A 13166-nucleotide genomic window follows, 5' to 3' on the forward strand; every position below is an offset into this window, starting at 1 on the left:
GCGCCCCCCCCGCCGCCGCGCGGCCGCGTGTGCACCCCCGGCGGGCCCCCCACCCCTCACGCCCCCCGCGCCCCGGCCCGGCCCCGGGGGCGGCCCCTTCTGCCGGCGGAGGATACGAGATTCGAACTCGTGAGGGGTTGCCCCCAACACGCTTTCCAAGCGTGCGCCCTAGGCCTCTAGGCGAATCCTCCGTGGGAGAGCTTAGTGCATGTTCGGGGGTGGTCGCGACCAGCAATCCCGTAGGCGGGAGGGTGGGGTTGCCTGTGGATCGTGGGGGCTCGGATCCGGTAGTGTGGGGGTCAGCCCCTCGTGTGGCGTTATCTCTCTGAACCCCCCCAGGGCCGGAAGGCAGCAAGGGTAAGAGGGCTCTGGCGGGTGCACGGGGGGTCTTTGCGTTCCCGGGCGGTCGCCGGGGGCGCCGGGGGACGGTGGTGAGGCGAGGGGCGACGCGTTTGTCGGTGCGTCCCGATATCGTCGGGGGTGTGTCCCTAGCCCTGTACCGCCGCTACCGTCCCGAGACCTTCGCGGAGGTCATCGGGCAGGAGCACGTGACCGCTCCGCTCCAGCAGGCCCTGCGTAACAACAGGGTCAACCACGCGTACCTGTTCAGCGGGCCGCGCGGCTGCGGGAAGACGACGAGTGCGCGCATCCTGGCCCGCTGTCTGAACTGTGAGCAGGGGCCGACGCCGACGCCCTGCGGAGAGTGCCAGTCCTGTCGCGACCTCGCGACCGGCGGGCCCGGCTCGATCGACGTGATCGAGATCGACGCGGCCTCGCACGGTGGTGTGGACGACGCGCGCGAGCTGCGGGAGCGGGCGTTCTTCGCGCCGGTCCACAGCCGCTACAAGATCTTCATCCTGGACGAGGCGCACATGGTGACCTCGGCCGGGTTCAACGCGCTGCTCAAGGTGGTCGAGGAGCCTCCGGAGCACCTCAAGTTCATCTTCGCGACCACGGAGCCGGAGAAGGTGATCGGGACGATCCGGTCCCGGACGCACCACTACCCGTTCCGGCTGGTCCCGCCGGGCACGCTGCGCGACTACCTGGTGGAGGTCTGCGGCCGGGAGGGCATCCAGGTCGAGGACTCGGTGTTCCCGCTGGTGGTCCGGGCCGGGGCCGGGTCGGTGCGTGACTCGATGTCGGTCATGGACCAGCTGCTGGCCGGCGCCGCCGAGGGCGGCGTGACGTACCAGATGGCGACCTCGCTGCTCGGGTACACCGACTCGGCGCTGCTCGACGAGGTGGTGGACGCCTTCGGCGCGCACGACGGGGCGACGGTGTTCCAGGTGATCGACCGGGTGGTCGAGGGCGGGCACGACCCGCGCCGCTTCGTCGCCGACCTGCTGGAGCGGCTGCGCGACCTGGTGATCCTGGCCACCGTGCCGGAGGCGGGGGAGAAGGGGCTGATCGACGCCCCGGCGGACCGGGTCGCGATCATGCAGGCGCAGGCGGACGCGTTCGGCTCGGCGGAGCTGAGCCGGGCGGCGGACATCGTCAACACCGGGCTGACCGAGATGCGCGGCAACGCGGCGCCGAGGCTGCAGCTGGAGCTGATCTGCGCCCGGGTGATGCTGCCGGGTGCCTACAGCGACGAGCTGTCGTTGCAGGCGCGGCTGGACAAGCTGGAGCGCCGGGCGGCGGCGGGCGGGTTCGCCGCGCCGATGGCGGTGGGGGTGCCGGTGGCGTCGCCCATGGCCGCGCCCGTTCCGGCGACGGCGCCGGTGGCGGTGCCGGTGCCGGTAGTGGAGACCGCCCCGGTGCAGGCCGCGCCGGTCGTGGCGGCCCCTGCGGCAGCCCCTGCACCGATCGCACCGGCAGCCCCCGCGGCGCCCGCCGGGCCCGCGCCGGGTGCCTGGCCGATCCCGCGCAGCTTCCCGCCGGCGGGCGCGGCCCCGGCCGCGGCCCCCGCGCCGCAGCCGCCGGCCCAGGCCGCCGAGGCCGTAGAGGCCACCCCGGCCCCGATGTCCGCCCCCGCCCCCGTTCCTGCCCCCGCGGCGCCCGCGCCCGCCCCGGCCGGGCAGCCCGCCGGGCCGGCTTCGGCCGCCGCGCAGCAGGGCGCGGCGCAGGTCCGGCAGCTGTGGCCGCAGATTCTGGAGGCGGTGAAGAACCGCCGCCGCTTCACCTGGATCCTGCTCAGCCAGAACGGCCAGGTGGCCGGGTTCGACGGCAGCGTGCTCCAGGTGTCCTTCATCAACGCGGGCGCCCGGGACAGCTTCGTCGGCAGCAACAGCGACGACGTGCTGCGCCAGGCGCTGACGGACGCGCTGGGTGTGGACTGGCGGATCGAGTGCATCGTCGACCCGTCCGGGGGCGGTTCCCTCGGCGGCGGTACGGCCGTCGGCGGCGGTGGTCTGGGCGGTGCCGCCCCGAGCGGTGGCGGCTGGGGGGCCCCGGCCCGTCCGGCGGCCGCCGCGCCGCTGGCTCCGGCTCCGGTGCCCGCACCGGTCCGGTCGCAGCCGTCCCCGCAGGTGCAGGCCGCCCCGGCGCCCGCGCCGGTCCAGGCCCCGCCGCCGGTGGCCGCGCCGCCGGCCCGTCCGGTGCGCGCGGTGGCGCCGGAGGACGACGTCCCGGAGGAGGACGACCCGGACCTCAACGAGGAGGCGTTCTCCGGTCAGGAGCTGATCATCCGGGAGCTGGGCGCGACGGTTCTGGAGGAGATCCACCACCGCGGCAACTGAGCGACGGCCCGCCCCGGCAGCACGTAGGCTCGGCCGTGACGACGCGAGCGGGACTGCAAGCGGACGTGACCGCAGGCAGGACGGCGACGCAGGACAGCAAGCACGAGGCGAGGAGTGAGCCGTGTTCCCCGGTGGTGGCCAGCCCAACATGCAGCAGCTGCTGAAGCAGGCGCAGAAGATGCAGCAGGATCTCGCGCAGGCGCAGCAGGAGCTGGCGGAGACGAAGGTGAGCGGTTCGGCGGGCGGTGGCCTGGTCGAGGCCACGGTGACCGGTGCGGGTGAGCTGGTGGCGCTGACCATCGCCCCGGCGGCCGTCGACCCGGAGGACACCGAGACCCTGGCCGACCTGGTCCTGGCGGCCGTGCGGGACGCCAACCAGTCGGCGCAGAAGATGCAGGCCGAGCGCATGGGCCCGCTGACCCAGGGCCTGGGCGGGGGCATCCCCGGTCTGCCGTTCTGACCTGGGGGAGCCTCTGGACAGGGGTTCCGACCAGGTAGGTCTGAGGTCCTGAAGTTCTGAAGTTCAGACAACGGACCCATGTGATTTATGTGGGAGTCGGGCGTCGGGCGGTGTGTCCGGCGCCCGATTCGTTGGATGATGGCACCGGAGCACCACCGACCATCCGAGGGAAGGCGCGACGTTGTACGAGGGCGTGGTTCAGGACCTGATCGACGAACTGGGCAGGCTGCCCGGCGTCGGGCCCAAGAGCGCCCAGCGGATCGCCTTCCACATCCTGCAGTCCGACCCGACCGACGTGCGCCGTCTCGCGCACGCGCTGCTGGAGGTCAAGGACAAGGTCCGCTTCTGCGCGGTCTGCGGCAACGTCGCAGAGGCCGAGCAGTGCCGGGTCTGCCTGGACCCGCGCCGCGATCTCGGCGTCATCTGCGTGGTCGAGGAGTCCAAGGACGTCGTCGCCATCGAGCGCACCCGCGAGTTCCGCGGCCGCTACCACGTGCTGGGCGGCGCGATCAGCCCCATCGAGGGCGTCGGCCCGGACGACCTGCGGATCCGCGAGCTGCTGGCGCGCCTCGCGGACGGCACGGTCACCGAGCTGATCCTGGCCACCGACCCCAACCTGGAGGGGGAGGCGACCGCCACCTATCTGGCCCGGCTCTGCAAGCCGATGGGCCTGAGGGTGACCCGGCTGGCGAGCGGCCTGCCCGTCGGCGGGGATCTGGAGTACGCGGACGAGGTCACCCTCGGTCGTGCCTTCGAAGGGAGACGACTGCTCGATGTCTGACCGGACGCTCAACCAGCAGCCCCACACGCCCCACCAGCCGTCCCACGGGCAGGCCCACCAGCCGGCCCCCGGACAGCCGCACGGGGAGCCGCAGAGCCACCCCCCGCACATCCATGCGCACGGTTCGGAGCCGGACGACTTCGCCGTGCAGATCGCCGACTCGGTAGAGAGCTTCGTGCTCGCCGTCACCGAGGTCGCCAAGGGCGACGAGCCGGGCAGCGCGGTCTCGCTGCTGCTCCTGGAGGTCTCGCAGCTGCTGCTGGCCGGTGGCCGGCTGGGCGCCATCGAGGACGTCGTCCCGGAGGACCGCTTCGAGCCCGACGCCGGGCCGGAGCCGGACGGCGAGCAGCTGCGCGAGCGGCTGGCCGAGCTGCTCGCGCCGATCGACGTCTACCACGAGGTCTTCGACCCGTACGGTCCGCCGGAGAAGCCGAACGCCTTCCGGATCTCGGACGACCTGGCCGGCGTGGTCGGCGAGCTGCAGCACGGGCTGACCCACTACCGCGAGGGCCGGGTCAGCGAGGCGCTGTGGTGGTGGCAGTTCTCGTACCTCTCCAACTGGGGCACGACCTGCACGGCGGTGCTGCGGGCGCTGCAGTCGCTGATCGCGCACGTCCGGCTGGACAGTCCGATCGGCGCGGTGCCGGACGGCGCCGACACCGACGACGACGGGCTCACCGACGAGCAGCTGGAGCAGCAGGCCGGCGACCTGATGGCGGCCGAGCTGGGCCTCGGGCGGTAGCACCGCTCTCCGGTGCCCGTGCCCTTCCGGCACGTCCGTGCGATTCCGGCACGCCTGAACGTCGCCCCGGCGCGCGCCGGTTTTCGGTGCGCCCCCGGCGGTCATCGGCTGATTGTGACGAATGCCTCAGCATTCCGCGCGGAAAAGAAATCCCGACGGATCGCCGTCCGTTGATCCGCCGATTCTTCGGGGCGGTGGCGAATTGCCCGCAGACCTGCCGGTGGTGCCGCCCGTTTCGCCGACCACCTGCTGAAACGGGCGTCTCATCATATGGAAAGCGCCGGTTGTGGCACCCCTGCTCGGTAGACTGGCGCCGACCGCACAGCCCCTTTTCCCCGGGGGTGCGGGGGCCTGGTGCCCCCGGAAGACGACACAAGTCGAGGAGCGCACGTGGGCCTTGTCGTGCAGAAGTACGGCGGCTCATCCGTTGCGGATGCCGAAGGCATCAAGCGCGTTGCCCGCCGAATCGTTGACGCCAAGAAGGCCGGCCATGAGGTCGTCGTCGTGGTGTCCGCAATGGGCGACACGACGGACGAGCTCATCGAACTCGCGGAGCAGGTGTCACCGCTTCCTGCCGGCCGTGAGTTCGACATGCTGCTGACCGCTGGAGAGCGCATCTCCATGGCGCTGCTGGCCATGGCGATCAAATCGCTGGGGCACGAGGCGCAGTCCTTCACGGGCAGCCAGGCCGGCGTCATCACCGACTCCGTCCACAACAAGGCGCGCATCATCGACGTGACGCCTGGTCGCATCCGCACCGCCCTGGATGAGGGCAACATCGCGATCGTGGCCGGCTTCCAGGGCGTGTCGCAGACCAGCAAGGACATCACCACGCTGGGCCGCGGCGGCTCGGACACCACCGCCGTCGCCCTCGCCGCCGCGCTCAAGGCCGAGGTCTGCGAGATCTACACCGACGTGGACGGCGTGTTCACCGCCGACCCGCGCGTGGTGGCGAAGGCCCGCAAGATCGACTGGATCGCGTACGAGGACATGCTGGAGCTGGCGTCGTCCGGCTCCAAGGTGCTGCTCGACCGCTGCGTGGAGTACGCCCGGCGCTACAACATCCCGATTCACGTACGCTCGTCCTTCTCGGGTCTTCCCGGGACGATCGTCAGCAACGAGAACCCGCACAAGCCCGAAGGGGGCGAGATGGAGCAGGCCATCATCTCCGGAGTCGCCCACGACACGTCCGAGGCCAAGGTCACGGTCGTCGGCGTGCCCGACAAGCCGGGCGAGGCGGCCCGGATCTTCCGCGCCATCGCGGATGCCGAGGTCAACATCGACATGGTGGTGCAGAACGTCTCCGCCGCGTCGACCGGGCTGACCGACATCTCCTTCACCCTGCCCAAGGCGGAGGGCCAGAAGGCCATCGACGCGCTCGGCCGGGTCAAGGAGGGCATCGGCTACGAGTCGCTGCGCTACGACGACGCGATCGGCAAGATCTCCCTGGTCGGCGCGGGCATGCGCTCCAACCCGGGCGTCACCGCCGCCTTCTTCGAGGCGCTGTCCGCCGCGGGCGTCAACATCGAGCTGATCTCCACCTCGGAGATCCGCATCTCGGTCGTCACCCGCGCCGAGGACGTGCCGGAGGCCGTCCGCGCCGTGCACAGCGCCTTCGGACTGGACAGCGAGACGGACGAGGCCGTCGTCTACGGAGGCACCGGGCGATGACCCGGCGGCCGAACCTCGCCGTCGTCGGCGCCACCGGCGCGGTCGGCGAGGTGCTGCTCGGCCTGCTCTCCCTGCGCCAGGACGTCTGGGGCGAGATCCGACTCGTCGCCTCCCCGCGTTCGGCCGGCCGCAAGCCGGTCGTGCGCGGGGTGCCGGTCGAGGTCGTCCCGCTGGCCGAGGAGGCCTTCGAGGGGATCGACGTCGCCGTGTTCGCCGTCCCCGACGAGGTCTCCGCCCAGTGGGCGCCGATCGCGGCCGCCAAGGGCGTCGTGGTGGTCGACGACTCCGCCGCCTTCCGTACCGCCGAGGACGTGCCGCTGGTCGTCCCCGAGGTCAACGCGGCCGCGCTGCGGCTGCGCGCCCGCGGCATCGTCGCCAGCCCCGCCAGCACCACCCTCGCGATGATCGCGGCCCTCGGCGCCCTGCACGCCGAGTACGGGCTCGCCCAACTCGTCGTCGCCTCCTACCAGGCCGCCTCCGGCGAAGGCCGGATCGGCGAGGCGGCGCTGCGCGAGCAGACCGCCCTGGTGGCCGGCACCGAGGTCGGCCGACAGGCCGGCGACCTGCGCGCGGTGATCGCCGACCACGGGCCGTTCGCCGCCCCGCTCGCGCTCAACGCGGTGCCCTGGACCGGCTCCCTGGTGGACGGCGGCTGGTCCTCCGAGGAGGTCGGCATCCGCGCCGAGGCCCGCAAGATCCTCGGCCTGCCCGCCCTCAAGGTCTCCGCGACCTGCGTCCGCATCCCGGTCGTCCGCACCCACGCGCTGGCCGTGCACGCGCTCTTCGAACGCGAGGTCACCCAGGAGCACGCGCAGCAGATCCTCCGCGACGCCCCCGGGGTCGTGCTGTACGACGACCCGGCGGCCGGCGAGTTCCCCACGCCGAACGACGTGGTCGGGACGGACCCGGTCTGGGTCGGGCGGGTGCGCCGGGCCCTCGACGAGCCGGCCGCGCTCGACCTCTTCCTCTGCGGCGACAACCTGCGCAAGGGCGCGGCGCTCAACCTGCTGCAGATCGCGGAACTGGTGGCCGGTGAGCTGACGGTGACACAGGAAGGCGCGCCGGAAGAGGCGTAGGAGGAAGCACAGGGGGAGGCCCGGGAAGAGGCCCGGGAGAGACCCTGGAAGGCCTGGAGCCGCCCGCTCCCGGGCCCGTCCGGCCCCCGATCCGGGGAGGGCGTGTCCGCTCCTCGACACAATCTGTCCGGAATCCCGATGGAATCCCCTGGAGGCCTCTTCCGCCGATGCGGAAGAATGGCCCCCGGGCTGGGCAACCATGACAGGGGATCGAGTGTCCAACGGGCGTGGCGAACGTGATGGTGGGAGCAGGGGCGGGCATCCCGGCGAGATCCGTGGTGGCCTTCCCCTCGCGCGCCCCGTGGCCGGCGAGTAGGCCGGAAGACGACCAGATGACCGCGGTCGCACCCGGTGCGGCGGGCTCCGGTGCCGGTACCGACGCGGGTACCAGCGAGGACCTGCTCACCGAGACCTACCAGGCCCACTACGGCTCCCTGCTGCGGCTCGCCGCGCTGCTCCTGGACGACCTCTCGACCTGCGAGGACGTCGTCCAGGAGGCGTTCATCCGGGTGCACGCCGCCCGGCGCCGGGTCCGCGAGCCCGAGAAGACCCTGGCCTACCTGCGGCAGACCGTCGTCAACCTGTCCCGCTCGACCCTGCGCCGACGGATCCTCGGCCTGCGCCTGCTGCCCAAGCCCATGCCTGACATGGCCAGTGCAGAAGAAGGCGCTTACGATGCGCTGGAGCGCGACCAGTTGAAGGCCGCGCTGCGTAATCTGCAACGCCGTCAGCGGGAGGTTCTGGTGCTGCGTTACTTCGTGGACATGACGGAGGCGCAGGTCGCCGAGACCCTCGGCATCTCGCTCGGATCGGTGAAGGCCTACGGCTCGCGCGGACTCGCCGCCCTGCGCACCCAGATGGAGGCCGGACATGGCTGACGGCGCCGGGCGGCGACCCTCGGGCGGTGAGGGCGACGGGCTCTCCGCCGAGGAACGCAGCGTCCGCGACCTGATGCGCGGCGCCGTCGCCGGCATCCAGCCCGAACCCGGCGGCCTGCCGCGGATCCGGTACGCCGTACCCCGCCGCCGGGCCGCCCGGCGCGGAGCCTGGACCGGCGCCGCCGCCCTCGCCGTCGCCGTCGCCGTCGCCCTGCCCGCCCTGCACGACGGGGAGCACCTCGGACTGTCCGGCGGCCCCGGCTCGGCCGCCGCCAGCAGCCCGGCCGCCGCCGCCCCGACCGGCACCAGGACCGGCAGCGCCCCCGGCACCGGCACACCTTCGCGGCCCGGCCCCAGCGGCACCGGCGACACCGCGTCGCCCTCCGGCACCCCCACCGCCTCACCCAGCCCCGGCGCCAGCACCACCCGCGCCGACGGCACCACCGCCCCGCCCGCCCCCGCCGCCAGCACCGGCGACAGCCCGATCACCCCGCTCTGCACCCGGGCCGACCTCGGCCAGGGCGGCGCACAGGTCGGCCCGGCCGCCGCCGACGGCCGGATCCACGGCTCGTTCACCGTGTACAACGTCTCCGGCCGCAGCTGCCGGCTCGGCGGCCCCGGCGCCGTCGCCGTCACGGCGGTGAGCGGCACCGACCGCAGCCGCGTGCGCACCGCCGACCACGCCGCCGGCGACCCGGCCGGCGACCTGCCCGCGATGGACGCGGAGCCCCCCGTCCTCGCCCCGCAGGCCGGCTACCGGGTGCCGTTCGCCTGGGTCCCCGACCGGACCTGCCCCACCCCCGGCGCCAGCACCGCCAGCACCGGGCCCACCAGCCAGGGCGGCGCCAACCCGGCCGTCGGCGCCTCCCAGGCCCCCGCCGCCGCCACCGGTGCCGCCCCGGCGGCCTCGGACGCCTCGGCGGCCCCCAGCACCAACCCCCAGGCCAGCTCGTCCCCCAGCGCCGGGCCCACCAACGCCCCCAGCTCCACCCCCACCCCGACCGGCAGCCCCACCACCGCGCCGGCCACCGCGACCATCGCCCACACTCCCGCCCCCGGCAGCCCTGCCGTTGCCACCGCCACCTTCGCCGTGGCCTGCGGCGGCACCCTCTACCGCGGTGGCGTCCAGGCGGTGGGCGCACCGGCGCCGCAGCCGTCGGACACGCCCCCGGCGGGCTGACGGGCTTCGCGCTCCGGCGGTGGTCGGGGCGGGCTGTCGGCGGGCGGTCGGGGTCGGGCGGTCGGGGTCGGGCGGTCGGGGTCGGACGGGCGACCAGCCGGGCCGTCGGGGCCGATGGCGGACCCCTATGGCGGACCCCTGCGGCCGGGACGGGTGTGAGGAGTGGTTACCGTGGGGGTGTGTACCGGTTCCTCCTGACTCCGCGCTGGCTCGGCGGCACCGCGCTGGCCGTCGCGGCCGTGGCGGTGTGCGTCTGGCTGGGCTCCTGGCAGCTCGGCCGGTTCGAGGACCGGTTCTCGTCGCACCAGGAGACCAAGCAGACCGTCACCGCTTCGAGTGATGTGCGGCCGATCGACGACCTGCTCAACCAGGCCACCCCGCAGGTGACCACCGAGACCGTCGGCAAGCCCGTCACCGTGACCGGCAGCTACGACGCGGAGCACCAGCTCCTCGTCCCGAACCGGGTGGTCGACGGCAAGCAGGGCTACTACGTGCTCACCCCGCTGCGCACCGCCGACGGCCGGTTCGCCGCCGTGGTCCGCGGCTGGGCGCCCGGCGCGCCCGCCGAGGGCGCGTCCGTGGCCGCGCCGCCGCCTCCCGGCCAGGTGACCGTCACCGGGCGGTTGCAGGCCGGTGAGTCCAGTGGCAGCAACGGCGCCGTGGCGGGCGGTCTGCCGGCCGGTCAGCTCGGCACGGTCAACCGGGCGGCGCTGCTCAACGCGCTCGCGTACGACGGCTGGTACGACGGCTGGGTGGCCGCCGACGCGGTGTCGGCCGGGCTGACCCCGGTGCCGACGGTCCAGCCGCAGGGCGGCGACGGGCTCACCCTGCGGGCGTTCCAGAACCTCGGCTACACCCTGGAGTGGTTCGTCTTCGGGGGCTTCGTCATCTTCATGTGGTTCCGCCTGGTGCGCCGTGAGGGCGAGGCGGAGCAGGACCGGGCCCTCGGACTGGACCCGGTCCTGGACTGACCTCCGCGGTTCGGCGCGCCTGCTCGGCCCGCCCCCGCTCGGCCGGCCCGCCTCAGCGGGTTGGCTTGCCGGGAGCGGACGGGGCGGACGGCAGGGCCGGGGCGACCGGTGCGGTCGCCGGCTTCCCGGGTGCCGTCGGGGAGGACGGCACCGGCGTCGGCGACCCGGTGAACGCCGGCTCGTCGTGGCACCGGCCGTGGCCGCCGCTCACGTCGTCGTTCGAGTCGTAATGGTCGATGTGGTGGTGCACGGTGCGCCCGGTCTTCGTCCCCTTGGAGCCGGAGCCCTTCGAGCCGGACGAGCCCTTCGACCCGCTGGATCCCTTGGCGAGCTGGACCGCGTCCTCGCCCGCCGCAGGCGCGTACGCCGCTTGGGCGACGGCGGCCCCCGGCCCAGCCGCGTTCGGCCCCGCCGCGCTCGCGCGCGTCGCGGTGGCGGCCGGTGCGGTTGGTGCGGCTGCTGGGGTCGGTGCGGCCGTGGTCGGCGTGGGGCTGGGCACCGCGGGGCCGGCCGGGGGCGGGCAGGCGGCCTCGGCGCCGTGCCCGCCCGAGCAGCCGGTGAGCACCAGGGCCCCGGCCACCGCCACTCCCGCGAGCGTCAGCAGACGCCTCACACCGTCTCCCCGTCGCCGGCCCTGTCGTCAGCCCCGGTCCCGGTTCCGGCCTCGGTTCCGGTCCCGGCCTCCGACGCCGCGGCGAGGTGCCGTCGGACGAAGTCGATCTCCAGCCGCAGCTGCTTGATCCGCTCCTCCACCACCAGCGACCCGTGCCCGGCGTCGTACCGGTAGACCTCGTGCGGCTTGCCCGACTGCTCCAGCCGCTCGACGTAGTTCTCGATCTGCCGGATCGGGCAGCGCGGGTCGTTGACCCCGGCGCTGATGTAGACCGGCACCCGCACCTGCTCGACGTAGCTGAGCGGCGAGGAGGCGGTGAAGCGCTCCGGGACCTCCTCCGGGGTGCCGCCGAAGAGGGTGCGGTCCAGCGACTTGAGCGCCTCCATCTCGTCGGCGTACGCGGTGTGGTAGTCCGCGACGGGTACGGCGGCGACGCCCAGCGTCCAGTTGTCCGGCTGGACGCCGATGCCCAGCAGGGTCAGGTAGCCGCCCCAGCTGCCGCCGGTGAGCACCAGCCGGCGCGGGTCGGCGAGGCCGCCGGCGACCGCCCACTCCCGGACGGCCGCGATGTCCTCCAGCTCGATCAGGCCGACCCGCTCGTGCAGGGCGTCGGTCCAGGCCTGGCCGTAGCCGGTGGAGCCGCGGTAGTTGACCCGGACCACCGCGAAGCCGTGGTCCAGCCAGGCGGCCGGGCCGGCGGCGAAGGAGTCGCTGTCGTGGTGGGTGGGGCCGCCGTGGATCTCGAACACGGTCGGGAAGGGGCCCTCGCCCGCCCCGGTCGGACGCTGCACCAGGGCGTGCACCCGCCCGCCGGGCCCGTCCACCCAGACGTCCTCGACCGGGACGGAGCCGGGCGGCACCGCGCCGGGCGCCCGCAGCACGACCGTCCCGGCGGTGGAGCGGACGGCGGAGGGCTCGGCGGCGGAGGACCACAGGTACTCGATGGTGCCGTCCGGACGGGCGGTGGCGCCGCCGACGGTGCCGCGCGGGGTGTCCAGCCGGGTCAGTCGACCGTCGGCGAGCGTGTACGAGAACAGTTCGCTGCGCGCCTCGTACTCGTGCTCGACGAGCAGCGCCTCGGCGCCGGGGCACCACTGCGCGGAGACGTCGCCGGGCAGCTCGCGCCCCTGCTCGTCGCGCAGCGGCAGCGCGGTCTCGGCGCCGGTGACGACGTCCCAGATCATCGGCTCCCAGCGGCCGGTGCGCTGGTGGGCCACCAGCAGCCGGGTGTCGCCGTCGACCGGGGCGAAGCCGAGGCAGGCGACGCCGCGCGGCTCGTCCCGGCCGGTCACCTCGTCGAGTTCGGCGACGGTTTCGACGGTTTCGGCGGGCTCTACGGGCGCTACGGGCTTGCTCGTCGTGCCGCTCGTGCCGCTCGCGCCGTCGGAGAGGCGGACGATCCGGATCGCGGAGTGCATCGCGTCGCCGTGCTCGGTGTGGTCGATGGCGAGCAGCGTGCCGTCGTAGCTGAGGTCGCCGACGCCGCCGTACTCCGCGTGCCGGTAGATCTCGACGGCCTCGGCCGCGCCGGGGCGGCGCAGGTGCAGGGTGGTGCCGTCCTCGTCGGTGGAACGTCCGACGACCACCGTGCCGTCGCGGCCGAGCGCCAGGCCGGCCGAGTAGGAGGGGGCGAGGCCGGGCACGGCCTCCTCGTCGGGGGTGCCGGCGCTGCGGTCCGCGGGCCCGCCGGCGAAGGGCTGGCGGCGCCAGACGCCGAACTCGTCGCCGTCGTGGTCGTCGAACCACCACACCCAGGAGCCGTCGGGGGACAGCTCGGCATCGGTGGTGCCGTTCGGCCGGTCGGTGACCTGCCGGTGGGTGCCGGTGACCCGGTCCCAGGCGTAGACCTCGTAGGTGCCGGTCGCGTTGGACACGTACAGCGCCCGGTCGGGGGCGTCCTCGGCCCAGTCGGGGAGTGACACCCGTGCTGCCCTGAACCGCTGCTCCCACGCCGGTACGGCGCTCTTCTCCTCGCTCATCCGACCATCCAACCCGATCGGGGGGACAGAACGGAACGGGCGGGGGACGGAACGGGGGCGGGGGGGGGGGGGGCCCGCCCCCCGCCCCCGCCCCCCCCCCCCCCCCCCCCGCCCCCCCCCCCCCCCCACCCCCACGC

General features: G+C 74.2%; 11 protein-coding genes, 1 tRNA gene and 1 other RNA gene. 10 read left to right on the forward strand and 3 right to left on the reverse strand.

Annotated features, from left to right (window positions below):
- Positions 1-106: 106 nt before the first annotated feature.
- Positions 107-191, reverse strand: a tRNA-Ser gene (locus tag ACFV6D_RS07760).
- Positions 192-301: 110 nt separating this feature from the next.
- Between ACFV6D_RS07760 and ffs the strand changes: the two genes are divergently transcribed.
- From ffs to ACFV6D_RS07810, 10 genes are all read left to right on the forward strand, one after another.
- An RNA gene (gene ffs / locus ACFV6D_RS07765) (signal recognition particle sRNA small type) lies at positions 302-392 on the forward strand.
- Between the two features lie 90 nt (positions 393-482).
- A complete protein-coding gene (locus ACFV6D_RS07770; RefSeq protein ID WP_380558876.1) occupies positions 483-2678 on the forward strand; it encodes a DNA polymerase III subunit gamma and tau in 2196 nt (731 codons plus the stop codon).
- Positions 2679-2799: 121 nt separating this feature from the next.
- Entirely contained in the window at positions 2800-3138 is a 339-nt protein-coding gene (locus ACFV6D_RS07775) for a YbaB/EbfC family nucleoid-associated protein (RefSeq protein WP_063348649.1), read from the forward strand.
- A 181-nt stretch (positions 3139-3319) separates the two neighbouring features.
- Positions 3320-3919 carry a recombination mediator RecR gene (recR, locus tag ACFV6D_RS07780; RefSeq protein WP_063348650.1) on the forward strand — a complete coding sequence of 200 codons (600 nt, stop codon included), beginning with the start codon at positions 3320-3322 and terminating at the stop codon, positions 3917-3919.
- A complete protein-coding gene (locus tag ACFV6D_RS07785; protein ID WP_244293422.1) occupies positions 3912-4661 on the forward strand; it encodes a DUF5063 domain-containing protein in 750 nt (249 codons plus the stop codon). The genes recR and ACFV6D_RS07785 overlap by 8 nt, the downstream gene beginning before the upstream one ends.
- A 390-nt stretch (positions 4662-5051) precedes the next feature.
- Positions 5052-6332 (forward strand): aspartate kinase, encoded by a 1281-nt coding sequence (locus ACFV6D_RS07790; RefSeq protein WP_063348651.1) that lies wholly within the window; start codon positions 5052-5054, stop codon positions 6330-6332.
- A complete protein-coding gene (locus tag ACFV6D_RS07795) occupies positions 6329-7408 on the forward strand; it encodes an aspartate-semialdehyde dehydrogenase (RefSeq protein ID WP_063348652.1) in 1080 nt (359 codons plus the stop codon). Before ACFV6D_RS07790 ends, ACFV6D_RS07795 begins: the two co-directional genes overlap by 4 nt.
- A 332-nt stretch (positions 7409-7740) precedes the next feature.
- A complete protein-coding gene (locus tag ACFV6D_RS07800; protein WP_380335561.1) occupies positions 7741-8286 on the forward strand; it encodes a SigE family RNA polymerase sigma factor in 546 nt (181 codons plus the stop codon).
- Entirely contained in the window at positions 8279-9466 is a 1188-nt protein-coding gene (locus ACFV6D_RS07805) for a hypothetical protein (RefSeq protein ID WP_380427640.1), read from the forward strand. Before ACFV6D_RS07800 ends, ACFV6D_RS07805 begins: the two co-directional genes overlap by 8 nt.
- Positions 9467-9645: 179 nt before the next feature.
- On the forward strand, positions 9646-10437 hold the full coding sequence (locus ACFV6D_RS07810; protein ID WP_063348655.1) for an SURF1 family protein: 792 nt from the start codon (positions 9646-9648) through the stop codon (positions 10435-10437).
- A 52-nt stretch (positions 10438-10489) separates the two neighbouring features.
- Here the strand turns inward: ACFV6D_RS07810 and ACFV6D_RS07815 are convergent, their stop codons facing one another.
- Entirely contained in the window at positions 10490-11050 is a 561-nt protein-coding gene (locus ACFV6D_RS07815; RefSeq protein ID WP_380558879.1) for a hypothetical protein, read from the reverse strand.
- Entirely contained in the window at positions 11047-13029 is a 1983-nt protein-coding gene (locus tag ACFV6D_RS07820; RefSeq protein WP_380558882.1) for a S9 family peptidase, read from the reverse strand. Before ACFV6D_RS07820 ends, ACFV6D_RS07815 begins: the two co-directional genes overlap by 4 nt.
- Positions 13030-13166: the final 137 nt, after the last annotated feature.

The organism is Kitasatospora sp. NPDC059812 (genome assembly GCF_042732075.1).
In the GTDB taxonomy this organism is placed as follows: Bacteria; Actinomycetota; Actinomycetes; order Streptomycetales; family Streptomycetaceae; genus Kitasatospora.

Bases quoted from the DNA above. Each gene is read 5' to 3' on its own strand.
- ACFV6D_RS07785 (WP_244293422.1), top strand. From the start codon at position 3,912: ATGTCTGACCGGACGCTCAACCAGCAGCCCCACACGCCCCACCAGCCG.
- ACFV6D_RS07795 (WP_063348652.1), top strand. From the start codon at position 6,329: ATGACCCGGCGGCCGAACCTCGCCGTCGTCGGCGCCACCGGCGCGGTC.
- ACFV6D_RS07800 (WP_380335561.1), top strand. From the start codon at position 7,741: ATGACCGCGGTCGCACCCGGTGCGGCGGGCTCCGGTGCCGGTACCGAC.
- ACFV6D_RS07805 (WP_380427640.1), top strand. From the start codon at position 8,279: ATGGCTGACGGCGCCGGGCGGCGACCCTCGGGCGGTGAGGGCGACGGG.
- ACFV6D_RS07820 (WP_380558882.1), bottom strand. From the start codon at position 13,029: ATGAGCGAGGAGAAGAGCGCCGTACCGGCGTGGGAGCAGCGGTTCAGG.